Here is a 25,108-nt window from a genome sequence, read left to right as displayed (position 1 = left end):
CAGGCCGCTCCGCAGACTGCCCGCGCGCGTCACAAGACCCACCGCAGGGAACCCGCGATGGCATCGCACAACCGCTCCATCGTGCCGGACATCCCCGTGAGCGGTGCCGAGAAGGAGAGCGTCAAGTAGCCCACGCCGCCGGGCATCAAGGTATGGACGTCCAGTGTCGTGGCACCCAGTACCCGCACCGCGGCGCCCGCCGGGAGATCCACCACCGAGATCTGCCGCCGTGAAGGGCCCTCGGGCTCCCGTACGTCGAGCCACGCCGCGTACTTGTCCGGATCTGCTGGTGTCTCACCCAGCGGCACGAGGGACACGAGGAGCGAGGCCGGAAGGCCGCCGTTCCGTGATGTGGTCAGGAGGAAGAACTCCATGGCGCCACGCGCCCGGCCGGCCTCCGCGGTGTTGCGCAGCGTGGCCCACACATTCCGGGTGAGCTCCGCGGACACATTCCGGCCCTCTGCCTGCCGGTCCACGAAGGTCTTGAGTTGGGCGCGCCAGCGATCCTGCATGAGGTCGATGCGGAACCACTCCCGCGGAACCAGCAGCCGGTAGTCCCTGGGCACCCCCACCGTCGGTGAGGCATCGCCTGGTGCTGTCTCCTTCATCCCGGCATCACCAGCGGGGCTCCGTCGCTGTCGAAGAGACGGACGCTCTTCACGATGCCGGCGAACATGGCGGAGAAGACGTCCCACCCTTCGACCGTCGGCGTGCCCATTTCCAACAGGAGCACGGTCCCGTTGGTCAGCGGAATCTGGACCTGTATGAACGAGGTCCATATCGACTCGTCCTGACCCGACTGCGTCAGGCTCCCGTCGATGCTGGACGGCCGGTTGCCGACGCACGTCACTGCCGGGCCGCAGGGCAGCTGCACTTCACCGATCTGTCCGAGCTCCAGGTGCCGCATCGTGGTGGCGATGAAGCCCACCGGATTGCTGCCGGCTCGCTCATCGAGGTCCAGCAGGCTGACGTTCACCGTCGCTGTGCAGCGGACACCGTCGACCTCCGTGGTGACGAAGCCCGCATACTGCACACCCGCCTCGATGAACTCGTCGTAGTGCGCCACGCACATCGCGGCGTACTGCACCTGCACTTCCTCGTCGGCACCGGGCAGCGCCTGCTTGGCCAACTCGAGCAGTTGCTTACCCAGCTCTTCCAAGTCATCAGCCTCGAAAGGCAGCTCGAGGAAGCCCTCCGGCATGATCCAGCGAACCTCTATGCCGCCGCTTTCTGTGAGGCTGCGCTGGGCTTCGTCAACGGTGTCCGTGGTCATCTGCGCCTTTGCTCTCGGACTGTTCGCGATCAGCCACTTCGGGACGGAATCTCGCGGCGAAGGGGTAGGGCCCGTAGTGCGGGTAGTGAGGGGGAATGTCAGCTCCTCCCCGACGAGCGACGTGGGCGATCTGCCGGTACTTCGCCGCCCGGGCCCGCAGGTTCTGCCGGACCGGATCGCCCCATTGTGAAATGGCACTTCGCACGAAGAAGAAGATCTCAAGCGCCAGGACGGCTCCGGCGACCGCGAGATAGGCGTTGCGGGCTGCTGCGGTCTCCCAGTACTGAGCCACGCCGGCCCAATAGGTCACGGCCCCGAAGCCGACGAGCGCCAGCGGGACTCCGTGCTTGAAGCCCGCGTTGAACATGTCCTCTTCGTCGACATGACGCCGGCGCAGCAGTTCGAGCACCGCTCGGTCGTCCAGGAAGTCGAACCGAAGCTCTCGTCGAGCTTCCTCCGCGGCCCGCTTCGCCTCGGGCACGGCAGCGATCACTGAGCTCTCGACCAACGTAGCCACGTCACCACCCCGCCGCCCGATGAACTCCCGCGGCCCGAGGTTCCGATTAGCCTCGCTCATGGCTTCTGTCCTCCTTGAACGGATTGCCAAGCCTTAGGCCGCCAGGGCCGCATTGAACGGCTTCGGCGAAACGTTCGGAGCGGGACCGGGCGAAGGCGACGGCGCAGGTGTGGGTGTGGGTGTGCTGGCGGCAGGCTCCTGGTAACCGGTCCTCTCGCCGTTCTCGCCGCTGAGCATCCTGTGCAGGGCGCTGCCGAGACCGGCCCCCTTGATCACTCCGGTGATCTTCCTGCCCTCTATTGCGCTGCGACCTGCCTTGCCCAGAACCCAGTTGACGCCCTTGACGGCGATCCCGTTCATGAAGTTGTCTCCCACACCGCGGAGTGCGGCGGAGCCTCCCAACTTGAGCTTCGCCAGCCCCTTGACACCCTTGAGAGCCTTGATCCCCTTCAGGGCGCCAAGTCCGGGGAACACTCCCAGTGCATCGGCTCCCAGCTTCATCCAATCGACCTTTCCGCCACGCACTGTCATGTCGTATGCATGGCCGGCGAGCGCAGCCGCGCTGGTCACCACGGCAAGGGCCGCGAATATGGGAGCCAGGAACTGAAGGGGCGGGACGAATGCGCAGATCACCGCAAGCACGGACAGGACGGCCGAGATGTTCGACAACATATCCGCCCAGTCCGCCAGGAGATTCATGAATCCGCCCGGGTCCCGGACCGCATCGTGGTGCACCACGTTTCTGATATGACGGGCCGCCTTGTCTCCCGCGTCGTCATAAATTTCCCTGGCGTCCTTCACCGCCCTGCGCGCATCACCGATGCGATGCAGGGCCTCATCACGCTTCTTGACCCACCGCTCGTACTCTTCCTTGTCCGCGGCGGGGATGTTCTGCGCGGGATACTTTTCGGTGAACTTCTTCACCTCGTCGTCCGCGAGGTCATGGTCGGCCTTGGCCTCGCGATAGTCAGCAAGTGCCTTGTCCGCCTTCCGCTGCGCGCGGCGCATTTCACTGGCGAACTGGTCCGAGCTGCCTTCGCGCACGTCCTCCCCGATGGCCTTGGCCGCCTCGTCATAGCGCTCGAAGGACTTCTTCAGCTTGTCCGCCGTGCCACCAGCCAGTTCGTGGAAGCCCTTTCCGGCCTCACTGTCCCAACCCTCCACCGAGGCGAGCGCCTTGATGACCCGGGACTGCTCCTCGATCATGTCGGCCATCTTGCGCAACTTGCGACCCAGTTCAGCGACTTCCTCCGGGTCGCCAGGGGTCGGGTCGTCATGCCACAGAGGCGGCCAGTCGGCGTCCGTCCTGCTCACTTCTTCCCCTTACTCTGCGCCTTGGCATCCCGGATGGCCTTGGCCAGCTCCTGATCGATGTCGTCGTACGCCTTGGCGGCGGTCTTGGTGAACTCGGCCAGCTGCTCAAGTTCCTTCATCAGGTTCTTCCGGGTCTTCTTCCAGGTGTCCCCGAATTCCGAGAAGGCGTCCTTGAGGCCACCGTGGCCTACCGCCTGGCCGTACTCGTCCGCAGGATTACCGTTCCGCTCGAACTCGCCATGGATCTTGGTCAGATCGCGTGAACACTGTTTAATGGCGGCGAGATCCGCCTTTATGTGGTCCCCCATCAGCGATGCCTCTCTATGGCTCTGCAACTTTTCTCGGAGCGAATCTGACGAGGGCGGGCCCGATTGCGGACTCCCTCATTCCTCCTGGCGCCCGTACGAGATACGCTCTCGATACACCAATCCTGTTCCGCGTCGGCGAGGAGAGTCTTGACGTGACACCTACGGGCAAGCAGCGCGTGGCAATGGACCGCCTGGGCATCCACGCCGAAGCCGGCGACTGGTGCTGGATCGGCAAGATCCCGCAGCCCCCCGCCGACGTACTCCAGGCCGCAGGCAACCCCCGTCTCCGCCCTGCCAGACTGCCTCCACTCAGCATGATCGGCGCGCTGCTCGGTGCACCGTTCATACCTCTCCTCATGCTGTTGCGCCTTCTGTCCGCTGCGGAAGAAGCCGTCAAGCGATCCCTCGACAGGAAGGAAGAGAAGGAGCAGCGGCGCGCCAAGGAGGAGGAGGACAGGCGCCGGGACGCCACCATCGCCCAACAAGACCTCGACAACGTCTTCGACGGAAACTGGCACGGCAACGCCGGGCAGTTCCTGCTGCGTTGGTACAGCCACTCCACCCACCACGAGCGCATGCTGCTTGCGACCAAGGAGGGGATCGTCTTGGCGGCCCCGCCGCGGCGCGTCAGTGTGGGGCGGGAGAAGCACATGCAGATCGTCGCCCGCATCCCCGCCTCCGAGGCAGCCCTCGTCGACCCCTTCTCCGGCGAGTTCGAGACGAGGATCCTGCTCATACGTTTCCGCGACGGATCCTGGCTGCGCGTCGACACGGAAGAACTCCGCAGCGATCTTCACATGTACGTGCTCCGGCAGCCCCTGACCGACAGCTGACGGGCCTCGGCCGACCGGACGCCTGCCCGGCGCGTTCAGCATCCGCTGCCGCACCGGGCAGGCGTCGTCCGGCTACTCAGGCGTCGTCCGCCTACTTGCGAGCCTGCTTCGCCAGCTCCTCGTCAATCTGCTCGAACTTGTCCGCAGCCATGGTCAGGTAGTCACCCATGCCGTCCAGACCGTCCAGCGTCGTCTTCGTGCCCTGCACGAACTCGTCGAAGTTCTCGTCGAACGCCTTCGACGACGACTTCGTGACGTAGCCGGACTGCACGAGGTTGTTGATGTACTTGCGGAGGCCCTCGAGCTTCTCCTGGAGCTTTTCCTTCTCCTTCACGACATGCTTGGCAGCTTCCCGCATGTCCTGATATGTGATGTCAAGGTCCTTGGCCATGAAGCCGCTCCCTCTCACAACGCCGCAGGGCCAACCCCCGTGGCTCCCTGTTTGCGGACTCATCGGCCTCCGGGCCGAGTTGCCGGTCGCACGTGGCAACCGGTGTGATCGTCCGCTCTTGCGTCAGCAGCTTACGGGTGTGACCTGTGGTGCCACATCCCCGGCTTGTGAACGAGCCGTCATGAAGTCGTGTACGACGTTGCCATCGGGAACGTCCCGGCGCCTCCCCATTGCCTCGCCGCCGCACCGAACGGATATCGTCCCTTACGGCTGTGACCCGTGTGACTGATGCGGACGGGGCAGCCGCCACACAACCACCGCGGCCACACCGGCCCAGTGGCACGGGGAGGACTAGTCGTGCGCCTGACTCTGACCGTCGTCGACCCGTACGGCGGTGTGACCGCCGACGTGGTGCTCGATGCCGATCCTGAGTCCACCGTGGGGGACATCGCCCAGGAGCTCGCCAAGCAGGTCGGGCACAGTGGCGCGCAGATCATCCCGCTGGGACAGCACCGGCAGGTGCCGGCCAACAACGCGCCCCTCGTGTACGTGGACGGGTACGCCGTCGATCCGAACGCCACCGTCGTCGGATCGCCCCTGCGCGACGGTGCCGTCGTCAGCCTCCAGGATCCTTCCGGGTGTCTGCCCGGTGAGCCCACCGGGCTCGTCGAGCTCCGGGTCGTCGGCGGGCCCGCGGCCGGCTTCGTGCACCGGCTCGGCGTCGGGCGCTACGACATCGGCAGCGGAGCCGCCTCCTACGTCCGTATCGACGATCCCGAGGTCGACGCCCGGGCCCTGACCCTCTCCGTCGCCACCGACGGCACCTGCCAGGTCGCCGTGCACATGGACAAGGACCTCGTCACCCTCGACGGCAAGTCCCTCGCCGAGGACGAAAAAGACGACCAGGGCGAGAAGAAGAGCGGCAAGAAGAAGGGGCAGGAGAAGAAGGAGGAGAAGAAGGGCGGGCCCGCCGACTGGCCCCTCGGTGCTCAGATCGGGCTCGGCAACACCCTCCTCGAACTCACCCGCTACACACCCCCCAACGCCGCCCTCAAGTGGTCCGACGACGGCATCGGCCTCGACTACAACCGGCCCCCGCGGCTGCGTCCGCCCGAGCGGCAGACCAACTTCCGGCTGCCCTCGCCGCCCCGTGAGTACGAGGCCCGGCCGCTGCCCTGGCTGATGGCGCTGACGCCGCTGGTCGGTGCCGTCGTGTCCGTGATGATCTTCCAGCGCTGGTACTACCTGATCATGGCCGCGCTGAGCCCGTTCCTGCTCTTCGCGAACTACTACAACGACAAGAAACACGGGCGTAAGTCGCACGCCAAGCAGGTCCAGGAGTACGAGGAGCAGAAGGAGCGGATCGAGAAGGACGCCCAGGACGCGCTGGTCGCGGAGCGGAACGACCGGCGGCACGCCATACCCGACCCCGCCACCGTTCTCGCCCTGGGGACCGGGCCGCGTACGCGTCTGTGGGAGCGGCGGCGGACCGACCGCGACCATCTCCTCCTCCGGGTCGGGACGGGGCAGTTGCCCTCCGAGGTCGTCCTCGACGACCCCGAGCAGGACGACCACCGTCGCCAGGTCACCTGGAAGATCGAGGACGCCCCGGTCGCGCTGCACCTGCGCACCCTCGGTGTCATCGGCATGGCCGGGCCCGGGGATTCCGCCCGGGCTCTCGGGCGGTGGGCCGTCGCGCAGGCCGCGGCGCTGCACAGCCCGATGGACGTGCAGTTCTACGTGCTGAGCGAGAACGCCGCCCAGGAGTCCTGGGACTGGGTGCGCTGGCTGCCGCACGCCCGGCCGTCCGGCGGGCAGGACGTCAACGTGCTCATCGGGACCGACGCCGAGACCGTCGGCGCCCGCATCGGCGAGCTGACGCAGATCCTCGACGCGCGCAAGAAGGCCGCCGAGCAGAACAAGTCGCAGGGTGGTTCGAGCTTCAGCGACCCCGACATCGTCGTCGTGTGGGACGGGTCGCGGCGGCTGCGGTCGCTCCCCGGTGTGGTGCGGCTGCTGCGCGAAGGGCCCTCCGTGTCCATGTTCGCCATCTGCCTCGACGCCGAGGAGCGGTTCCTGCCCGGCGAGTGCCAGGCGTACGTCGTCGCCGAGCCGAAGGCCGAGGAGTACGAGCCGGCCCAGCAGGTCCAGCAGCAGTCCCAGCAGGTCGCCGGCGCCTTCCCCTCCTTCCAGGCCTGGCACGCCACCGACCGGCAGCCCGAACGGGCCGGCCACACCGAGAAGTTGCGGCTGCGGGTGGAGGAGGCCGGTGCCGAGCGGCTGAAGGACGTACGGCCCGACTTCGTCTCGCCCGCCTGGTGTCTGCGGCTCGCCCGGGCGCTGTCGCCGCTACGGGACATCAGTGGCGAGACCGAGGACTCGGCCCTGCCGGGGTCCAGTCGGCTGCTGGACGTGCTGCAGCTGGAGCCGCCGACGAGCGACGCGATCGTGGCACGGTGGCGGATGGGCGGGCAGTCGACGCTGGCCGTCATCGGTGAGTCGTACGACGGGCCGTTCGGGATCGACATCCGCAAGGACGGCCCGCACGGTCTCATCGCCGGTACGACCGGTTCGGGTAAGTCGGAGCTGCTGCAGACCATCGTGGCGGCGCTGGCCGTGGCGAACACGCCCGAGAACATGACGTTCGTGCTGGTCGACTACAAGGGTGGCGCGGCCTTCAAGGACTGTGTGCATCTGCCGCACACCGTCGGCATGGTCACCGACCTCGACGCCCACCTGGTGGAGCGGGCCCTGGAGTCGCTGGGTGCCGAGCTGCACCGGCGCGAGCACATCCTGGCCGCCGCCGACGCCAAGGACATCGAGGACTACCAGGACCTGGTGCGCCGGGACCCGTCCCACCAGCCGGTGCCGCGGCTGCTCATCGTCATCGACGAGTTCGCCTCGATGGTGCGTGACCTGCCCGACTTCGTCACGGGGCTCGTGAACATCGCCCAGCGTGGCCGTTCCCTCGGCATTCACCTGCTGCTGGCGACGCAGCGGCCGTCCGGTGTCGTGTCTCCCGAGATCCGTGCCAACACCAACCTCCGTATCGCGCTGCGTGTGACGGACGGCGGCGAGTCGACCGACGTCATCGACTCGCCCGAGGCCGGGCACATCTCCAAGAACACCCCGGGTCGTGCCTACGCCCGGCTCGGGCACGCCTCCCTGGTGCCGTTCCAGTCCGGGCGCGTGGGTGGCCGTCGGCCCGGTGCCGCCGACCCTGCCGTGCTGATGCCCTGGGTGGGGCCGCTGACCTGGGAGGATCTGGGCCGGGCGGCGCTGGTCAAGCCGAAGGCCGAGGCCCGTGAGGACGAGGAGATCACCGACCTGAAGGTCCTCGTCGACACCATCCGGGACGCCAACAGGTCGCTCGGCATCCCGCCCCAGCACAGCCCGTGGCTGCCCGCCCTCGACGAGACGCTGCTCCTGGACGAGATCGAGGTCCCGGCGTTCGCGGGCGGCCCCGGCAAGCTGCCGCCGGCCCCGTACGGCATCGAGGACCTGCCCTCCAGCCAGTCCCGCCGCCCGGTCGTCGTGGACTTCTCGTCGTTCGGCCATCTGATGATCGGCGGTGCCCCGCGCAGTGGCCGCTCCCAGGTGCTGCGCACCCTCGCGGGCTCCATCGCCCGCACCCACTCCGTCGCCGACGTGCACCTCTACGGCATCGACTGCGGCAACGGCGCCCTCAACGCGCTGACCCGGCTGCCGCACTGCGGCGCGGTCGTCGGCCGTAACCAGACCGAGCGGGTCGTGCGGCTCGTCAACCGGCTCAAGGGCGAGATGGGCCGCCGCCAGGACCTGCTGTCGGACAAGGGCTTCGCGGACATCGGCGAGCAGCGGGCCTCGGTCTCCGAGGACGAGCGGCTGCCGCACATCGTGGTGCTGCTGGACCGCTGGGAGGGCTGGGTGCCCACGCTCGGCGAGATCGACCACGGTTCGCTCACCGACGAGTTGCAGACGATGATGCGCGAGGGCGCGAGCGTCGGCATCCACTTGGTCCTGACGGGTGACCGGACCCTGCTGGTGGGCCGTATCGCGACCCTCACCGAGGACAAGTACGGTCTGCGGCTGGCCGACCGCAGCGACTTCTCGGCGCTCGGCATCCCGGTCCGCAAGGTGCCGGAGGAGATTCCGCCGGGCCGGGCGTTCCGCAACGAGTTCGGTACGGAGACGCAGTTCGCGCTGCTCGCCGAGGACACCAGCGGTCAGGGCCAGGCCGCGGCGCTGGCGGCGATCGGCGAGGCGGCCACGGCACGCGACGCCTCCGTCCCTCGCGCGCGCCGCCCGTTCCGCGTCGACAGCCTGCCCAGCCGCATCTCCTTCCCGGAGGCATGGGAGCTGCGCGACCCGGACGCGTCCCGCTCGCGCCTGTGGGGTCTGGTCGGCATCGGCGGCGACGAGATCATCGGCTTCGGCCCCGATCTGGCCCAGGGCGTACCGGCGTTCGTCGTCGCGGGCCCGGCCAAGTCGGGCCGCTCGACGGTCCTGCTGAACTTCGCGCATTCCTTCCTGGCCCAGGGCACGCGCCTGGTCGTCGCGGCGCCGCGCCAGTCGCCGCTGCGCGGGCTCGACGGCACGGAAGGCGTCCTGAAGATCTTCACCGGCGACGACATCGACGAGGACGAGTTCGAGGAGCTCGTCGACCAGGCGTCCCTGGAGGAGCCGATCGCGGTGCTCATCGACGACGGCGAGATCCTGGAGGACTGCGACGCCGAGAGCCAGCTGAAGAAGCTCGTCTCACGCGGCGCCGAACGCGGCCTCGCCCTCGTCATCGCCGGTGACGAGGAGGACGTGTGCAGCGGCTTCTCCGGCTGGCAGGTCGACGCGAAGAAGGCCCGCCGCGGCATCCTCCTCTCCCCCCAGGAGTCCTCCAGCGGCGACCTGATCGGCGTCCGGCTGTCCCGCAGCATGGTCGGCGGCCAGGTCGCCCCCGGCAAGGGCATGCTCCACCTCGGCGACGGGGAGCTGCGTACGGTCGTCGTCCCGGGGTGAGGCGTTGAGCACGTCCTGCTGATGCCGCTGGTGTTCATCGCCTGGGTGTGGCCGTTGATCCTGATGGACTCGCGCAGGTCGTCCGCTACCGCACCTTCGACATCCGGGCCTGCGGACGGCCCGACTCCGCGCTCTCCGACCGGTACTGGAGATCGTCACCCACCGGCGTGAGGCGCACCGTCGTGGGGGCCGGGTTGCAGCCGCCGTGGTTGGTCTTCGCGCCGACCGACGTCGCGACGAGCTCCTTCTTCGTCACCTGCTTCAGGGTGAGCACGTCGACGCAGACGCCGCCGATCTGGTCGGTCTGACGGAGCCTGCCCAACTCCTTGCCGACGGCGACCCGTTCGATCGTGATGCGGAATGTGCCGAGGGGCAGTCTGCCGTCGAGGGCCACGCCCTGGCCCTCCCAGGTGCCGAGGTACGCGGCGGGCACCGCGCCGGCGGAGGGGGCGGAGCTCGCGGTCGCCGCCGGAGGCGAGTCGGACCCACTGCCCGAGTCCGCGTCGTCCTGGCCGCCCCGGCCCGGCAGCAGGTCGAACACGAACACCGAGCCGATCGTCACGGCCGCCAGCGCCCCGGCGACCGCCAGCGCCACGGTGCAGCTCAGCCTCCGCACCCGCCCGCCGCCCTCCGGCGTGGACGTCGCCGCCACGGAGAGGGACACCCTGCCGGGGCGCCGGCCGGTGGACGACGGGGCGGCGGTGTCGTCGTGCGGACCGGCGTCCCGGGGTGCGGGTACGGCCGCGGGTACGGCGGTGGAGGGGACTGGCGGCGTGGGCATCACCGGCGGCGGTCCGAAGACACCGGCCCCGGCCGTACCCGCCTCCGCCGACGTCACTGCATCCCCCGGCGTCACTGCCTCCGCCGGCGTCACTGCCTCCGCCGGCGTCACTGTTTCCTGCGGGGCCACTGTCTCCTGCGGGGCCACTGTCTCCTGCGGGGCCACGGACGGGCTGCTGAAACCGACCGGCCCTGAAGGGCCCCCCGCCCCGCCCCCGGCCCCCGGCCCCGTCGCCTCCAGGTTCAGCAACCGCACGGCGCTCCGGCTCACCTGCTCCACCAGCGCCCCGGGCAGCCACCCGCCCGCCACCATCCGGGCCGCGCCCTCGGGAGCCAGCCGCCGGGCCACTTCGGCGGGGGCGGGCCGCGCGCCCGGGTCCTTCGTCAGGCAGGCCGCCGTGAGCTCCCGCAACTGCCCGTCCAGCCCGCCCAGTTCCGGCTGCTCGTGGACGACCTTGTAGAGCAGGGCCGCCGAGGAGTCCCCGGGGAAGGGCGGTTCGCCGGTCGCCGCGTAGGCGAGGACCGCGCCGAGTGAGAAGACGTCCGCCGCGCCCGTGACACCCTTGCCGAGGATCTGCTCGGGCGACATGTAGCCGGGCGAGCCGACCGACACGCCCGTGGACGTCAGGGACGCCGTACCGTCCGTGGCCCGGGCGATGCCGAAGTCGATCAGCAGCGGGCCGTCGAGCGTGAGCAGGACGTTCGACGGCTTCACGTCCCGGTGCACCAGGCCCAGCTCGTGCACCGCCGCCAGCGCCTCGGCCAGCCCGGCCCCCAGCGCCCGTACGGTGTGGGCCGGCAGTGCGCCGCCCTCGCCGACCGCGGCCGACAGTGAGGGGCCCGCCGCGTACGCCGTCGCCACCCACGGCACGCGCGCGTCCGGGTCCGCGTCCAGGACGGGCGCCGTCCACGCGCCGCCCACCCGGCGGGCGGCCTCGACCTCGCGGCGGAAGCGGGCCCGGAACTCCTCGTCGAGCGCGAAGTGCGGATGGACGATCTTCACCGCGACCGTACGGCCGCCGGCGCTGCGGCCCAGATAGACCCGGCCCATGCCGCCGGAGCCCAGCCGGCCGAGCAGCCGGTAGGGCCCGACGACGGTGGGTTCGTCGACTTCGAGCGGCCGCATGGCGTCACCCCTCCCCCGTAGGCGCCCGCAGGCCCACGCCGGCCCCCGTACGCGCGCACGTCCCAGCAGAGTAGTGCGGGAGCGCGGGCCCGCTCAGGGGTGGAGCAGGTCCACCTTCACGTCCGCGGGGAAGCCGGTCGTCGGGCCGACCCGGCGGGCGAACTCGGCGACCGCCTCCAGCTGCGGGCCGCCGAAGCGGAAGTCGAGCGTCGTGAAGTAGCGGGCGAGGGTCTCCTCGTCGAAGGCCTCCCAGCGGGCGGCCTGCTCGGCGACCTTGCCGACCTCCTCCAGGGAGAGGTTGCGGGAGTCCAGGAAGGCCTCGTGCACCTTGCGTGTGATGACCGGCTCGCGCTCCGCGTAGTCGCGGCGCGCCGCCCAGACGGCGAAGACGAACGGCAGGCCCGTCCACTCCTTCCACAGCGCGCCGAGGTCGTACACGTCCAAGCCGAAGCGCGGCCCGTCGAGCATGTTCGCGCGCAGGGCCGCGTCGCCGATGAGGACGGCGGCCTCGGCCTCCTGCATCATCAGGCTGAGGTCGGGCGGGCATGTGTAGTAGTCCGGCTGGACGCCGTAGCGCTCGGCGAGGAGCAGTTGGGCGAGGCGGACGGAGGTGCGGGAGGTCGAGCCGAGGGCGACGCGGGCGCCGTCCAGGCGGTCCAGCGGGACCTGCGAGACGATCACGCAGGACATGACCGGGCCGTCGCAGCCGACGGCGATGTCGGGGAAGGCGACGAGGTCGTCGGCGTTCTTGAGGAACTCGACCAGGGTGATCGGACCGATGTCGAGATCGCCCTGCACCAGCTTCTCGCTGAGCTTCTCCGGGGTGTCCTTGGTGAGCTCGAAGTCGAGGAGCGTGCCCGTTCTGGCGAGCCCCCAGTACAGGGGCAGGCAGTTCAGGAACTGGATGTGGCCGACGCGCGGCCGGGTGCGAGGATTGTCCACATCGTGAGGCTAGCCCTCATGGCGTAAGGGGCTGCGCCCGGCCCCGCCGTGGGCCCGGGACAGGTGGTCGGCGCCTGCACGGCCAGTCGGCGGTGTGTGTTCAAACATTCGGGTGACGTGATCTTGACCCCTATTGCATTCCGGGGCCTGCGTGCTAGGCTCGTCGCAAGTTGCAGTTTGGTTTCCCTTGCAGTACAGAGCCTGCGGAGCATGTGACCGCGGGCTCTCGTCATTCTCAGACGTATGCAGTTGTGCAGAATTCATCTTCACACTTGCTGGTTCTGGAGCAGGGCAACCCTTTTGGGCCCAAGGAGGGCTTATGGCTACCGGAACCGTGAAGTGGTTCAACGCCGAAAAGGGCTTTGGTTTCATCGCCCAGGAGGGCGGCGGCCCCGACGTCTTCGTCCACTACTCCGCGATCAACGCGAGCGGCTTCCGCTCTCTCGAGGAGAACCAGCAGGTGTCTTTCGACGTCACGCAGGGCCCGAAGGGCCCGCAGGCTGAGAACGTCACGCCGGTCTGATCAGTAGTACCCAAGGAGCCCCGCGCCGTCAGGCGGCGGGGCTCCTGCCTTTTATCCCTTACCCCCCGGTGAATTCCCGGCGAATTCTTCCCGTGGCCGTTGATCCTCGTGTCCCCTGAGAGGATGGCCGGATGCAGACAGACCCGGAGCACGAGGGGGAAGACAACGGCACCCCCGCCGACAAACGCCTGGCCTTCGGCCTGTCCCTCGGCCTGTCGATCGGCACGGCAGCAGGACTCGCCCTCGGCCTGACCGTCTTCGACAACATCGGCCTGGGCCTGGCCCTGGGCATGGGCTTGGGCACGGCGATCGGCGCGGGGGCCGGGCTCGGGGCACGGCAGACGGGCGAGGACCGGAGAGACGGACCGACCCGGTAGGACACAGATCGCCTGCCCAGTCGGGCCGCCCGCCGGTCCCGGGCCCGGTCCCGTACCGGGTCCGCCCCGACGCCGACCGCAGCGCGGCCGGGGCCCGCGTCGCGAGGGGCGCGGGCCGTGACGGGCACGCCGACGGCGAGGGGCACTGGCCGTGACGGGAACGCCGACGGCGAGCGGCGCCGGCCGTGACGGACACGCCCACCGCGCCCACCACCGGCCACGACGGACACCACACGGCGAGCGGCACCGGCCGCGACCCACACACCCACCGCGACCACCACCGGCCACGACAGACTCCCCCACGGCGAGCGGCACCGGCCGCGACACACACGCCCACGGCGACCACCACCGGCCCTGACGGACACGCCGACGGCGGACGCTGGCCGGCGGGCACTCCGGCGGCGGACGCGTGCCCGTGACGGACACGCCGACGGCAACCACCACCGGCCACGACGGGCACTCCACGGCGGACGCCGGCCGTGGCGAGCGTTGTGGGTGACGGGCACGCCGGGCTGGTCCCGGAGTACCCCGTGATCACCGACCCAGACGGTGGACGAACCCGTGACCACGGCCCCGTCGTGACCGCCCCGGCGCGGTGGCGGACTCCGGCCGGGTCGGCCGCCCACGCTGACCGGCCCGGGCGGTGCACGAGCCCCCGCCATCACCACCCGGACACGAGGCGAACCCGTGACGACAGCCCCCGCCTGACCGGAGCGCGGCAGTGCGGTGGCGGGACTCCGTAGGAGTGCCCCGCGGTGTCAGACCCCCGCTTTAGGGTCGGGCCATGACCGAAGTCGACTTCCTGACCGAGACCCGGGCCTTCTACGACGCCGTGGCGGAGGACTACGCCGTCCGTTTCAGCGAGCCGCTCGTGGGGACGCCGTTGGACCGGGGGGTGCTGTACGGATTCGCGGAACTCGTGGGTGAGGGGGGCGAGGTCGCCGATCTCGGGTGTGGGCCGGGGCGGGTGACCGCGTACCTGGCGTCACGAGGGCTGTCCGTGTTCGGGCTGGACCTGTCGGAGTCGATGCTCGCGATCGCCCGGCGCGAGCATCCCGGCCTGCGGTTCGAGCAGGGCTCCATGCTGGAGCTGGACCTGCCCGACGCCTCGCTCGACGGCGTCGTGTCCTGGTACTCGACCATCCACACCCCGTTCGACCGGCTGCCGGCCGTCTTCGCCGAGTTCCGTCGGGTTCTGCGGCCCGGAGGGCATCTGCTCCTCGGCTTCCAGGCCGGTGACGAGCCCCGCCGCTACGAGGAGGCCTTCGGGCACCGGGTTGCCCTGACCTTCCGGCGGCGGCAGCCGGAGCAGATCGCCGCCCTGCTGGAAGCCGCCGGTTTCGTCCTGCGCTCCCGGACCGTCCGGGAGCCCGACGAGGAAACCGGGGAGCCGGTCCGCCAGGCGTGCCTGGTCGCCCGCAGGCCCCCCGAGCCGGTGTCCTAGGAGTACCCGCCCCCCACGACACTCCCCTACAACACCCCCGCGACATCCCTCGCCGCGATGTACCCGAACGTCATCGCCGGCCCGATCGTCGAGCCCGCGCCCGCGTAACTGTGGCCCATCACCGCCGCGCTGGCGTTGCCCGCCGCGTACAGGCCCGGGATCACCGAGCCGTCGGGGCGCAGGACGCGGGCCCGGGCGTCCGTCCGCATGCCGCCCTTCGTGCCGAGGTCGCCGGGGACGATGCGGAAGGCGTGGTAGGGCGGCAGCCAGAGGGGGGCCAGGCAGGGGTTCGGGAGGACCGACGGGTCGGTGTAGTAGTGGTCGTAGGCGCTGTCGCCGCGGTTGAAGTCGGGGTCCTGGCCTCGCCGTGCCTGCGCGTTGAAGCGGTCGACGGTCGTGCGCAGGGCCGCCGCCGGAACGCCGATCGACGTGGCCAGGGCGTCCAGGGTCCAGGCCTTGTGCGCGGCGCCCGAGTCGTACCAGCCGTCGGGGAGGGGCAGGGCCGGCAGGACGTCCTTGAAGAGGTACCGGTTGCGGTAGTTCTGGTCGACGATCAGCCAGGACGGGATGGCCGGGTCGGTGTCGTGGACGTCGTACATGGTGTGGACGACGTCGCTGTAGGGCGCGGCCTCGTTGACGAAGCGCCTGCCCGATCCGTTCACCAGCAGCCCGCCGGGGAGGGTGCGTTCGGCGAGGCAGAAGTACGGCTGGCCGGGGACCGGGATCGCCGGGCCCCACCAGGCGTCGTCCATCAGGTCGAGCGCCGCGCCGAGCCGCTCCCCCGCCCGGATGCCGTCGCCGGTGTTCTCCTTGGCGCCGACCGTCCACTGCGTGCCGATGGGCTGGCGCTGGTACCTGTCGCGCATCGCCGCGTTGTGCTCGAAGCCGCCGGAGCCGACGATCACGCCCCGGCGGGCGCGGACCAGCCCCGGACTTCCGTCGCGGGTGACGACCGCGCCGGTGACCCTGCCGTTCTCGACGTGCAGGTCGCTCAGGGGCGTGTTCAGCCATACCGGTACGCCTGCGGAACGCAGTCCGGCTCGCAGGCCCGCCGCCAGGGCCTGGCCCATCGTCAGGGGCTGCTGGCCGAGCGCCGCGGCCTTCGTGCCACGGGCCAGGCACTGGGCGGCGACGGCGGCGCCCCGGGCGTTCACGGCGGCCAGGGCCAGCCACTTGTAGTCGGCGCTGAAGACCACCATCCCGGCGGGGACGTCCATGTACGGCGGGTTCAGCCGGGCCAGTTCGGCCCCGAGAAGCTTGCCGTCGAGCTGGTCGGGCTCGATGGAACGGCCGTTCGGCAAGCCGCCGGGCAGCTCGGGGTAGTAGTCGCTGTAGCCCTCCATCCAGCGGAAGCGCAGGGGGCTGTGGGCCATGACGTAGGAGATCGTCGCCGGGCCGTGGGTGAGGAAGGCGCGCTGCCGGTCGGCGGGGACCTCCGGGCCGACGACTGCGGCGAGGTAGGCGGCGGCCTTGGCCGGGGTGTCGGGGACGCCGGCCGCGAGGATCACCGGGTTGTTCGGGATCCAGATCCCGGCGCCGGAGCGGGCGGTCGAGCCGCCGAAGGTCGAGGCCTTCTCCACCACGACGCAGCTCAGGCCCTGCCCGGCGGCGGTCAGCGCGGCGGTCATCCCGGCCGCGCCGGAGCCGATGACGACGACGTCGTAGGTGCCGAGCGTGGGTAAGTCGGCGGCGTGGGCGCCCTGTTGCACTCCGGCGGCGACCGCGAGGCCGGCGCCCGCGGCACCGGCCAGCACTCGTCTTCGGGACGGGGCCCCGGGAGTCCCGACGGAGTTCGTGCTCATGGTCATGGCCACTCCAGCCCGAAGAGGAACGCGAAGGGGTGGGGAATGTCGCGCGAGAGCCTTGCGAAGTCAAGAGCCGTGCAGGCAGGGCGGCGATCGCCTCCAACTCGGCCCGGCCCGCGCCGCCCTGACGGGAGACGCGCAGACCGGCGACCGTCGCGTTGAGGAAACGGGCCAGCGCCTCCGCGTCGCGCGAGGAGGTGATGCTGCCGTCACGCCGGCCGGCTTCCAGCACGGCCCGGTAGGCGGCCAGGCGCCGGACGGTGTCGCGCTCCAGCAGCGCGGCCGCCGCGGGGTCGCGCCCGGCCAGTTCCACGACGGTGTTGACCCCCAGACAGCCGAGGGCGCGCCCGGAGCCTTCGCGGCACTCCGCCTCACCCTCGACCACCCGGGCGAGCAGTGCCCGCACCCGGTCGGCGGCCGGCCGCTCCACGTCGTCGAGGACGGCCGTCTGCGTCACCGTCATGGTGTCCAGGTAGCGGGCGAGGGCCCGCTCGAACAGCGCTTGCTTGCTCTGGAAGGTGTTGTAGACGCTGCTGCGCCTCGGCCGGGCCATGGCAGCACGCCAACAGTTTTGAACTGAAGGTTCCAATACTGTGGGGCCGGCCTATTCGAGGCCGATGGCCGCGCAGTCCGCCTTGTACTTCGCCGTGCAGATGTCCTTGACGGTGTAGACCCCGTCCGTGATCACCGTCTCCTTGATGTTGTCCTTGGTGAGGGCGACCACCGGCACCAGCATCGCCGGGATGTCCTTCTGCGTGGGGCTGTCCACCGTCTCCCTGGTCAGCGCGGCGAACTCGATCGAGCGTCCCTGGACCTTGGCCACGGCGATCTTCGCGGCGTTCGTCGCCTCCAGCAGGAACGACTTGTACACGGTCATGTACTGCTCCCCCGAGACGATCCGCTGCACCGCGTCCAGGTTGGCGTCCTGCCCGGTCACCGGCGGGATCTTCGTGGCGCCCGCCTCCTTCAGCGCCTCGATGACAGCGCCCGCCATGCCGTCGTTGGCCGAGTAGACGGCGGCGATGTTGTCCAGCCCGACGGTCCGGATCGCCTTCTTCATGTTCGCCTTGGCGATCGAGGGCTTCCACTCCTTGGTGTCGTACTGCTGGACGATGTCGACCTGCCCCTGGAGCTCGCCGAGCGCGCCGTCCTTGAACCGTGCCGTGTTCGGGTCGGCGGGGTCGCCGTTCATCATGACGACCTTGCTCTTCTGGGCCTTGTCACCGAGCTCCCCGACGATGGCGCGGCCCTGCACCTGCCCGACGAGTTCGTTGTCGTGGGAGACGTACGCGTCGATCGGGCCCTCGGCGAGCCGGTCATAGGCGATGACCGGGATGCCGGCGTCCTTGGCCTTGCGTACGTCCGAGGCGATCGTCTTGGAGTTCAGCGCGTCCACCAGGATGACGTCGACCTTGTCGTCGATCATCTTCTGGAACTGCTCGCTCTGTCTGGACACGCTCGCCTCGGCGTTGGCGTACTTGACCTTGCCCTGGTTCTCGGTGAGGGAGGCGACCTCCTCCTTGATCAGGGGGTAGTCGAACTTCTCGAAGCGTGCCGTGTCCCGGTCGGGCAGCAGCAGGCCCACCGTGATGTCGTTGCCCTTCTTCACGCCCGCGGAGTCGTCACTCCCGCTGTCGCCGCACGCGGTGAGGGACAGGGCCGCCGTGGAGACCGCCAGGGCTATGGAGAGGGGGCGCACAGCGGGCCGGCGGGTGGTACGCGCTTTCACTGGTGGTGCCTTCCGATGGGGGAGCATCGCAACGAGGTGGCAGAAAGCCAACGGGGAGGCACCGTGCGTCGTCAAGGACCAGGTGTGAAGACCTCGCAAAGGCCGAGTGGCGGCTCGCCGCCGGGCCCTTCTCAGGAAAGCCGGTGGGGTCCGCCGGGGGTCGCCGAGCAGGACGAGACGGTCCTCGTGCGGGCCGGCCAGCACTGTCGCGGGGCAGTTCCACGGGCGGCGGGTCGGCCCGTGCGGTGGGCGTGACGAACACGGATGCGCGTGGCGTAACGGCGCAGCGCCTCGTCCGGCTCCCCGGGGGACAGGACGGTCTGCGCCGTCTGCCGGCGCGGGCCCGGTGCCTCACCGCGTGTACAGGCCCTCCACTTCCGCCGCGAAGGCGCGCATCACCGCCTCGCGGCGGAGCTTCATCGACGGGGTCAGATGGCCCGCCTCCTCGGAGAAATCCTCGGGGAGGATCGCGAAGCGGCGGATGGACTCGGGGCGGGAGACCATCTTGTTGGCCTCGTCGACGGCGCGCTGGAGGACGGCGCGGAGCTCCTCGTCGTCGACGAGGAGCTTGGGCGGTACGGGGTGTTTGCCGTTCATCTGGCGCCAGTGGGTGATGCCGTCCGGGTCCAGGGTGATCAGGGCCGAGACGAAGGGGCGGCCGTCGCCCACGACCATGCACTGGGAGATCAGCGGGTGGGAGCGCAGCCAGTTCTCCAGGGGCGCCGGGGCGACGCTCTTGCCGCCCGCGGTGATCAGCAGTTCCTTCTTGCGGCCGGTGATCGTCAGATAGCCCTCGTCGTCCAGTTCGCCGATGTCGCCCGTGGCGAGCCAGCCGTCGGGGGCGGCTGGTACGACGCCTCCGGCCTGGGGGTCCCAGTAGCCGCGCAGGACGTGGTCGCCGGCGAGGAGGATCTCGCCGTCGGCGGCGATCCGGACGCGGGTGCCGGGCAGGGGCCAGCCGACCGTGCCCAGGCGGGGTTTCAGGGGCGGGGTGACGGTCGACGCGCCCGTGGTCTCCGTCAGGCCGTAGCCCTCGAAGATCTCGATGCCGGCTCCGGCGTAGAACGCGGCGAGCCGGCGGCCCAGGGGCGAGCCGCCGCAGATGGCGTAACGGACCCTGCCGCCCATGGCGTTGCGGATCCGGCGGTAGACCAGGGGGTCGTAGAAGACCCGGGCGGCCTTGAGGGCGCGGGAGGGGCCGGGGCCGGTGCCCGTCTGCTGGGCCTCCATGGCCTCGCCGTAGCGCCGCGCCACCCCCACCGCGCGGTCGAAGGACGTGACCCGGCCGCCCGCCTCGGCCTTGGCGCGGGCCGAGTTGAAGACCTTCTCCAGCATGTACGGGATGGCGAGCAGACAGGTCGGCCGGAAGCTCGCCAGGTCCGGGAGCAGGTTTTCCGCCTTGATGCTCGGGGCGTGGCCCAGCCGTACGCGGGCGCGGACGCAGGCGATCGCCACCATGCGCCCGAAGACGTGGGACATGGGCAGGAACAGCAGAACCGAGGCCTCTTCGCTGGTCTTGGCCCTGAAGACCGGGTAGAGGAGCTCGATGGCGTTGTCGACCTCGGCGAAGAAGTTGCCGTGGGTGAGCGCGCAGCCCTTGGGGCGGCCCGTGGTGCCCGAGGTGTAGACGAGGGTGGCGAGGGTGTCGGGGCCCAGCATGCCGCGCCGCACCTCCACCTCCTGGTCGGAGAGGTGCGCGCCGGCTTCGGCCAGCCGCTCGATGTGGCCCTTCTCCACGACCCACATGTGCCTGAGGTCGGGCAGGCGTTCGCGCTCCGGGCCGAGTGCGGCGGCCTGTCCGGCGAACTCGGTGACCAGGGCGACCGCGCCGGAGTCCTGGAGGATCCAGCGGGCCTGGAAGACGGAGGACGTGGGATAGACGGGGACGGTGACCAGACCGGCCGCCCAGGCCGCGAAGTCCAGGACGGTCCACTCGTAGATCGTGCGGGCCATCACCGCGATCCGGTCGCCCGGCATCAGCCCTTCGGCGATCAGTCCCTTCGCCACGGCCAGCACCTGCTCGGCGAACCGGGCCGCCGTGACGTCGCTCCAGCGCCCGTCGGCGTCCTTGCGGCTGAGCGCCACGGCGTCGGGGGACGCGCTCGCGTTGTCGAACGGCAGGTCGGCGAGCGACCCGTGGGTCCACGGCGGCGCCAGCGGCGGTACGGACGCCTCCCGTACGGCCCCGTCCAGCCGCCGCGTCTCGGGTTCGACCAGGACCGGTCCGCCGTAGATGTCGCCGTAGGCGGAGGAGGGATGGGCAGTGGACACGGGCGGCTCCTGGGGCGCGCAGCGAAGGAACTGCTTGCTGCATGAGTACGTGCCTCGCACGCCGAGGCGCTCAACCGGCTGAACCCCCAGAAAGGGGTTACTGACGGTAGGAACGGGATCGTACGGGCCTCACGTGGCGGGTTTGTGCGGGTTCGGGGATGGTCCGGAGCCAGGCCTGTGCATTCTCGGGGGTTAAGTGAGGGTCCTTCAGGTTCGGTACGCCGTCGGCCTCAGGCCCGCTCCAGGATCGCCGTCACGCCCTGCCCGCCCGCCGCGCAGACGGAGATCAACCCGCGGGCGGGCGCGTCCCGTTCGGCGAGCAGCTTGGCCAGGGTCGCCACGATCCGGGCACCGGTGGCGGCGAAGGGATGGCCGGTGGCGAGGGACGAGCCCGCGACGTTCAGCCGGGCGCGGTCCACCGTGCCCAGGCCCCGCTTCTCCCAGGCCGCGAGCGTCGCCAGCACCTGGGAGGCGAAGGCCTCGTGGATCTCCACCAGGTCGAAGTCGGCCAGGCCGAGCCCGGCCCGCTCCAGCATCCGCGGAACGGCGTACGCGGGCGCCATGAGCAGCCCGTCCTCGCCGCCCGCGACGTCTCCGCCGACGAAGTCGACGGCCGCCGTCTCGTACGCGGTGAGATACGCCAGCGGCTCCAGGCCGCGCTCGCGGGCCCACTCCTCGCTCGTCAGCAGCACGGTCGCCGCCCCGTCCGTCAGCGGGGTCGAGTTGCCGGCCGTCATGGTCGGGTCGGGGTGGTCGAGGCCGAACACCGGCTTCAGGGAGGCGAGTTTCTCCGCGGTCGAGCCGGGGCGCAGGTTCTGGTCGCGGGCCAGGCCGCGGAAGGGGACCACCAGGTCCTGGAAGAAGCCGCGTTCGTACGCCGCCGCCAGCCGCTGGTGACTGGCCGCCGCCAGTTCGTCCTGCGCCGCACGGCCGATGCCCCAGGCGCGGGCGGTGACGGCGGCGTGTTCGCCCATGGACAGGCCGGTGCGCGGCTCGGCGTTGCGCGGGATGTCGGGGACGAGGTGGCCCGGGCGCACCTTTGCCAGGGCCTTCACGCGCCCGCCAAGCGACTTCGCCCGGCGCGCCTCCAACGGATGCGGCGCAGGGTGTCGTTGACGCCCAGGGGCGCGTCGCTCGCCGTGTCGGCGCCGCCCGCGACCGCCGACTCGGTCTGGCCGAGTGCGATCTTGTTGGCGGCGGCGATGACGGCCTGGAGCCCGGTGCCGCAGGCCTGCTGGATGTCGTAGGCCGGGGTGGTGGGGTGCAGACGCGAGCCGAGGACCGTTTCGCGGGCCAGGTTGAAGTCGCGGCTGTGCTTGAGGACCGCGCCGGCGACGAACTCGCCGACCGCGCCCGGCTCCTGGAGCCCGAACCGCTCGACCAGGCCGTCGAGGGCGGCGGTGAGCATCTGCTGGTTGGAGGCGGTGGCGTACGGGCCGTCGGAGCGGGCGAACGGGATGCGCGCTCCGCCGACGACCGCCACACGCCGCACCGACGTCTTCTCGGGGCTCATCTCGACCGCTCCTCGCCTGTGACGTAGCCTTACCTACGGTAACCTTACTCCAGAGTAAGCAATTGTGAGCAGTCATCCGAGCTGGGAGTCGCCATGGCCGACCGCTATCTGAGCTTCACCGCCACCGCGCCCGGCCGATTCCTCACCCGCCGGCTCGGTCTGCCCCAGCCCGCGGCGCTGACCCGCTGGTCCCCCGAGCGGCCCGCCCTGGACGGAGGCCTCCGCCATCTCACCGCCGGCAGGTCCGGCCTCGAACTGGCGCCGGTCCTCGCCCGGACGGGGATCGGCCCGGTCGGCTCCGACCGTGCGGCGGCCGTCGTCCTGGACGCGAGCGGGGTGCGGGACGTCGAGGGGCTCGCCGAGGTGCACGCGGCCTTGCACCCGGTCCTGCGGTCGGTCGCGGCGAGCGGGCGCGTGGTCGTGCTCGGCGCGCCGCTCGACCCCGCCGACCATCACCAGGCCGCCGCCCAGCAGGCACTGGAGGGTTTCACGCGCTCCCTGGGCAAGGAGATCGGCCGGGGCAGGACCGTGAACCTGGTCCGGCTCACGGACGCCGCGGCCGCCGAGTCCACGCTCCGTTTCCTGCTGTCGCCCAAGTCGGCGTACGTGAGCGGGCAGGTGATCGAGATCGGCTCCGGCGACGAGCCCGCCACCCCCTTCGACCGGGACCGCCCTCTGGCCGGCCGCACCGCCCTGGTCACCGGTGCCGCGCGCGGCATCGGCGAGGCGGTCGCCGAGACGCTCGCCCGGGACGGGGCCCGGGTCGTCGTCCTCGATGTGCCGCAGGCCGAGCGGGACGCCCGGCGCGTCGCCGACCGGCTCGGCGGCACCGCGCTGCTCCTCGACATCACGGCCGCCGACGCGGGCGCGCGGATCGCCGAGGCCCTGCCGGACGGCCTGGACCTGCTGATCCACAACGCGGGCATCACGCGGGACCGGCGACTGGTGAACATGCCCGCCGAGCGCTGGATTTCGGTGCTGGAGGTGAACCTGGCGAGCGTGCTGCGCACGACGGACGCGCTGCTGAAGGCCGGGACGCTGAACCGGGGCGGCCGGATCGTGGCGACCGCCTCGATCGCGGGCATCGCCGGCAACGCGGGCCAGACCAACTACGGGGCGAGCAAGGCGGGCATCGTCGGCCTGGTCCGCTCCCTCGCGCCGCGCGCGCTCGCCGAACACGGGGTGACGGTCAACGCGGTCGCGCCGGGCTTCATCGAGACGAAGATGACGGCCGCCGTCCCGCTGTTCATCCGCGAGGCCGGCCGCCGTATGAACTCCCTCGCGCAGGGCGGTCTTCCGGTCGATGTCGCCGAGACCACCGCCTGGCTCGCGCACCCGGCCTCGGGCGCGGTCAACGGGCAGGTCGTACGCGTATGCGGCCAGAGCCTGCTGGGGGCGTGATGGCCGACGCCGCTCTCGTCCTCACCGGGTCCCCCTCCCTCGCCCCGCTCCTCGCGCGCGGCGCTGTGCTGTCCCCCTTCAAACGCCCGGCCCCCGACGCGCAGTTCCCGCGCACCCGGCTCGTCCTGCCCGGCCTGCGCGTCGACCTCGCGCGGCTGGCGGCGTACGAGCGGGTCTGCGGGTTCCCGACCGGGGAGGACGCGCTGCCTGTGACCCATCCGCACGTGCTGGGATTCCCCCTGGCCATGCGGCTGATGAGCGGCCGGGACTTTCCGCTGCCGCTGCTGGGACTCGTCCACACGTCGATCACGATCACCCGGCACCGGGCGATGCCGGCCACCGGCGCGCACGAACTCACGGTGTATGTCCAGGGGTTGGCACCCCACCGGCGCGGCACGGAGGCGACGGTCGTCACCGAGGTGCGCGAGGACGGGGACGTCGTATGGGAGTCGAGGAGCACCTACCTCGCCCGGCACCGCACGCGACGGCCCGCCGGGGCGCCCCGCGAGGAGACCGGGATGTTCCGGGAGGAGACCGGGCCCCGGGAGGAAGTACGCAAGCCGCTGCCGGCCGTCGCCGAGTGGCGGCTCGCCGAGGACGTCGGACGGCGGTACGCGGCGGCGTCCGGCGACCGCAACCCGATCCATCTCCACCCGCTCACCGCCCGCCTGTTCGGCTTCCCCCGGGCCATCGCCCACGGCATGTGGACCGTCGCGCGGTGCCTCGCCGCACACGGCACGCCTGCCTCCTGCCACCTACGCGCGGAGTTCCGGGCACCGGTCCTGCTGCCGGGGACGGTGACGTACGCGGCGCAGGACGGCCGGTTCGAACTGCGGGGGCGGGAGGACCGCCTCCATCTGACGGGCGACGTCTACCCCACCTGAGTGCCCGCCTGCTCCTCCGGCGGTGACCACGGCCGCCCCGCCATGAGGTCGCCCAGCCCCGCCCAGGCGAAGTTCATCATCGTGGCCGCGGCCTGGCGGGCCGTGACGCCCGGGGTGGCGTTCGCCCAGGCGGCGAGCGACTCGGCGGCGCCGACCAGGGCCTCGGCGAGACCGGCGACCTCGCGTTCCGGGAGATCGGGGTCGTGGTGGGCCTCGCGCGCGGCGGCGAGGATCAGCTGCGTCACGAACGTGACGATCTCCTCGCGCATCGCGGCGACTTCGGAGGCGAAGGGCTCGCCGTGCGTACGGGCCTGGAGGTGCAGGACCGCCCAGGCGTCCGGGTTGCGGGCGGTGTGCGCGAAGAACGCGCCGAGCCCTTCCCACAGTTGCCGGTCGGCGGGCAGATCGGGCCGGACACCGGCCCGGACGGCCTCGACGAGTGCCTTGGCCTCGCGGCGGATACAGCTGGTGAAGAGGTCTTCCTTGGAGTTCAGGTACAGGTAGACCAACGGCTTGGACACGCCCGCGAGTTCGGCTATCTCGTCCATCGACGCGGCCATGTAGCCCCGTTGTCCGAAGGTCTGCACGGCGGCGTCCAGCATCTGCTGTTCACGGACCGCACGCGGCATCCGCTTGGTCTTCACGGCACCCATACCGCTTAGCGTACGGTCCCCCTGGCCGGCCC

Annotated in this window: 19 protein-coding genes and 2 pseudogenes; 7 read left to right on the top strand and 14 right to left on the bottom strand. The window is 70.9% G+C overall.

The features are described 5' to 3' along the window. Positions 1-29: 29 nt before the first annotated feature. The 5 genes from ACH4G3_RS23005 to ACH4G3_RS22985 are packed head-to-tail and all read right to left on the bottom strand — an operon-like array spanning position 30 to position 3,412. Positions 30-608, bottom strand: a complete 579-nt coding sequence (locus ACH4G3_RS23005; protein WP_397626288.1) for a hypothetical protein — start codon at positions 606-608, stop codon at positions 30-32. Continuing rightward, positions 605-1,273, bottom strand: a complete 669-nt coding sequence (locus tag ACH4G3_RS23000; protein WP_397626287.1) for a hypothetical protein — start codon at positions 1,271-1,273, stop codon at positions 605-607. The genes ACH4G3_RS23005 and ACH4G3_RS23000 overlap by 4 nt, the downstream gene beginning before the upstream one ends. Then, positions 1,254-1,850 carry a hypothetical protein gene (locus ACH4G3_RS22995; protein WP_397626286.1) on the bottom strand — a complete coding sequence of 199 codons (597 nt, stop codon included), beginning with the start codon at positions 1,848-1,850 and terminating at the stop codon, positions 1,254-1,256. Before ACH4G3_RS22995 ends, ACH4G3_RS23000 begins: the two co-directional genes overlap by 20 nt. A gap of 33 nt (positions 1,851-1,883) precedes the next feature. Next, positions 1,884-3,104: a putative T7SS-secreted protein gene (locus ACH4G3_RS22990; protein ID WP_397626285.1), complete on the bottom strand. Its 1,221-nt coding sequence runs from the start codon at positions 3,102-3,104 to the stop codon at positions 1,884-1,886. Continuing rightward, positions 3,101-3,412 carry a WXG100 family type VII secretion target gene (locus tag ACH4G3_RS22985; RefSeq protein WP_397626284.1) on the bottom strand — a complete coding sequence of 104 codons (312 nt, stop codon included), beginning with the start codon at positions 3,410-3,412 and terminating at the stop codon, positions 3,101-3,103. The genes ACH4G3_RS22990 and ACH4G3_RS22985 overlap by 4 nt, the downstream gene beginning before the upstream one ends. Positions 3,413-3,564: 152 nt before the next feature. Here ACH4G3_RS22985 and ACH4G3_RS22980 point away from each other — a divergent pair, with 152 nt between their 5' ends. Continuing rightward, positions 3,565-4,245, top strand: coding sequence for a hypothetical protein (locus ACH4G3_RS22980; protein WP_397626283.1), 681 nt, complete (start codon positions 3,565-3,567; stop codon positions 4,243-4,245). Between the two features lie 91 nt (positions 4,246-4,336). Here ACH4G3_RS22980 and ACH4G3_RS22975 read toward each other — a convergent pair whose 3' ends face one another. Next, positions 4,337-4,636: a WXG100 family type VII secretion target gene (locus ACH4G3_RS22975; protein WP_082319687.1), complete on the bottom strand. Its 300-nt coding sequence runs from the start codon at positions 4,634-4,636 to the stop codon at positions 4,337-4,339. A 357-nt stretch (positions 4,637-4,993) separates the two neighbouring features. On the opposite strand from ACH4G3_RS22975, the gene ACH4G3_RS22970 reads away from it, so the two are divergent. Next, entirely contained in the window at positions 4,994-9,628 is a 4,635-nt protein-coding gene (locus ACH4G3_RS22970) for an FtsK/SpoIIIE domain-containing protein (protein WP_397626282.1), read from the top strand. An 85-nt stretch (positions 9,629-9,713) separates the two neighbouring features. Here the strand turns inward: ACH4G3_RS22970 and ACH4G3_RS22965 are convergent, their stop codons facing one another. Next, positions 9,714-11,534 (bottom strand): protein kinase domain-containing protein, encoded by a 1,821-nt coding sequence (locus ACH4G3_RS22965; RefSeq protein WP_397626281.1) that lies wholly within the window; start codon positions 11,532-11,534, stop codon positions 9,714-9,716. A 93-nt stretch (positions 11,535-11,627) separates the two neighbouring features. Continuing rightward, complete coding sequence (locus ACH4G3_RS22960; RefSeq protein ID WP_354743998.1) at positions 11,628-12,476, bottom strand: menaquinone biosynthetic enzyme MqnA/MqnD family protein; 849 nt, start codon at positions 12,474-12,476, stop codon at positions 11,628-11,630. A 319-nt stretch (positions 12,477-12,795) separates the two neighbouring features. Here ACH4G3_RS22960 and ACH4G3_RS22955 point away from each other — a divergent pair, with 319 nt between their 5' ends. The 3 genes from ACH4G3_RS22955 to ACH4G3_RS22945 all read left to right on the top strand — a co-directional run bounded on the left by ACH4G3_RS22955 (position 12,796) and on the right by ACH4G3_RS22945 (position 14,820). Then, positions 12,796-12,999, top strand: coding sequence for a cold-shock protein (locus ACH4G3_RS22955; protein ID WP_003992177.1), 204 nt, complete (start codon positions 12,796-12,798; stop codon positions 12,997-12,999). A 131-nt stretch (positions 13,000-13,130) separates the two neighbouring features. Beyond that, the gene (locus tag ACH4G3_RS22950; protein WP_397626280.1) at positions 13,131-13,376 is read left to right on the top strand and encodes a hypothetical protein; all 246 of its coding nucleotides are present in this window, start codon (positions 13,131-13,133) and stop codon (positions 13,374-13,376) included. Between the two features lie 784 nt (positions 13,377-14,160). Beyond that, positions 14,161-14,820, top strand: a complete 660-nt coding sequence (locus ACH4G3_RS22945) for a class I SAM-dependent methyltransferase (RefSeq protein WP_397626279.1) — start codon at positions 14,161-14,163, stop codon at positions 14,818-14,820. Positions 14,821-14,846: 26 nt separating this feature from the next. Here ACH4G3_RS22945 and kstD read toward each other — a convergent pair whose 3' ends face one another. The 5 genes and pseudogenes from kstD to ACH4G3_RS22920 form a co-directional block, all read right to left on the bottom strand. Further along, positions 14,847-16,628, bottom strand: coding sequence for a 3-oxosteroid 1-dehydrogenase (kstD, locus tag ACH4G3_RS22940; RefSeq protein ID WP_397626278.1), 1,782 nt, complete (start codon positions 16,626-16,628; stop codon positions 14,847-14,849). A gap of 148 nt (positions 16,629-16,776) precedes the next feature. After that, positions 16,777-17,088, bottom strand: a pseudogene (locus ACH4G3_RS22935) (TetR family transcriptional regulator C-terminal domain-containing protein); the annotation flags it as partial. A gap of 141 nt (positions 17,089-17,229) precedes the next feature. Next, on the bottom strand, positions 17,230-18,354 hold the full coding sequence (locus ACH4G3_RS22930) for a sugar ABC transporter substrate-binding protein (protein WP_397626277.1): 1,125 nt from the start codon (positions 18,352-18,354) through the stop codon (positions 17,230-17,232). Between the two features lie 351 nt (positions 18,355-18,705). Continuing rightward, entirely contained in the window at positions 18,706-20,625 is a 1,920-nt protein-coding gene (locus ACH4G3_RS22925) for an AMP-dependent synthetase/ligase (RefSeq protein WP_397626276.1), read from the bottom strand. Between the two features lie 230 nt (positions 20,626-20,855). Beyond that, positions 20,856-22,138, bottom strand: a pseudogene (locus tag ACH4G3_RS22920) (acetyl-CoA C-acetyltransferase). Between the two features lie 93 nt (positions 22,139-22,231). On the opposite strand from ACH4G3_RS22920, the gene ACH4G3_RS22915 reads away from it, so the two are divergent. Continuing rightward, positions 22,232-23,539 (top strand): 3-oxoacyl-ACP reductase, encoded by a 1,308-nt coding sequence (locus tag ACH4G3_RS22915; RefSeq protein ID WP_397626275.1) that lies wholly within the window; start codon positions 22,232-22,234, stop codon positions 23,537-23,539. After that, a complete protein-coding gene (locus tag ACH4G3_RS22910) occupies positions 23,539-24,423 on the top strand; it encodes a MaoC family dehydratase (RefSeq protein ID WP_397626274.1) in 885 nt (294 codons plus the stop codon). Before ACH4G3_RS22915 ends, ACH4G3_RS22910 begins: the two co-directional genes overlap by 1 nt. Here the strand turns inward: ACH4G3_RS22910 and ACH4G3_RS22905 are convergent. After that, the gene (locus ACH4G3_RS22905; RefSeq protein WP_397626273.1) at positions 24,411-25,076 is read right to left on the bottom strand and encodes a TetR/AcrR family transcriptional regulator; all 666 of its coding nucleotides are present in this window, start codon (positions 25,074-25,076) and stop codon (positions 24,411-24,413) included. The genes ACH4G3_RS22910 and ACH4G3_RS22905 overlap by 13 nt on opposite strands. Positions 25,077-25,108 lie beyond the last annotated feature (32 nt).

Origin of the sequence: Streptomyces afghaniensis (genome assembly GCF_044327915.1) — a bacterium.
GTDB classification, from domain to species: domain Bacteria; phylum Actinomycetota; class Actinomycetes; order Streptomycetales; family Streptomycetaceae; genus Streptomyces; species Streptomyces afghaniensis.
Note: the sequence above shows the minus strand (reverse complement) of the source record. Positions and strands in the feature narration are given on the sequence as shown.

What these genes read in the sequence shown, in the direction of transcription:
- ACH4G3_RS22995 (WP_397626286.1), bottom strand. Translation starts at nt 1,850, where the DNA reads ATGAGCGAGGCTAATCGGAACCTCGGGCCGCGGGAGTTCATCGGGCGG.
- ACH4G3_RS22965 (WP_397626281.1), bottom strand. Translation starts at nt 11,534, where the DNA reads ATGCGGCCGCTCGAAGTCGACGAACCCACCGTCGTCGGGCCCTACCGG.
- ACH4G3_RS22975 (WP_082319687.1), bottom strand. Translation starts at nt 4,636, where the DNA reads ATGGCCAAGGACCTTGACATCACATATCAGGACATGCGGGAAGCTGCC.
- ACH4G3_RS23000 (WP_397626287.1), bottom strand. Translation starts at nt 1,273, where the DNA reads ATGACCACGGACACCGTTGACGAAGCCCAGCGCAGCCTCACAGAAAGC.
- ACH4G3_RS22950 (WP_397626280.1), top strand. Translation starts at nt 13,131, where the DNA reads ATGCAGACAGACCCGGAGCACGAGGGGGAAGACAACGGCACCCCCGCC.
- ACH4G3_RS22905 (WP_397626273.1), bottom strand. Translation starts at nt 25,076, where the DNA reads ATGGGTGCCGTGAAGACCAAGCGGATGCCGCGTGCGGTCCGTGAACAG.
- ACH4G3_RS23005 (WP_397626288.1), bottom strand. Translation starts at nt 608, where the DNA reads ATGAAGGAGACAGCACCAGGCGATGCCTCACCGACGGTGGGGGTGCCC.
- ACH4G3_RS22955 (WP_003992177.1), top strand. Translation starts at nt 12,796, where the DNA reads ATGGCTACCGGAACCGTGAAGTGGTTCAACGCCGAAAAGGGCTTTGGT.
- ACH4G3_RS22915 (WP_397626275.1), top strand. Translation starts at nt 22,232, where the DNA reads ATGGCCGACCGCTATCTGAGCTTCACCGCCACCGCGCCCGGCCGATTC.
- ACH4G3_RS22985 (WP_397626284.1), bottom strand. Translation starts at nt 3,412, where the DNA reads ATGGGGGACCACATAAAGGCGGATCTCGCCGCCATTAAACAGTGTTCA.
- kstD (WP_397626278.1), bottom strand. Translation starts at nt 16,628, where the DNA reads ATGACCATGAGCACGAACTCCGTCGGGACTCCCGGGGCCCCGTCCCGA.
- ACH4G3_RS22910 (WP_397626274.1), top strand. Translation starts at nt 23,539, where the DNA reads ATGGCCGACGCCGCTCTCGTCCTCACCGGGTCCCCCTCCCTCGCCCCG.
- ACH4G3_RS22945 (WP_397626279.1), top strand. Translation starts at nt 14,161, where the DNA reads ATGACCGAAGTCGACTTCCTGACCGAGACCCGGGCCTTCTACGACGCC.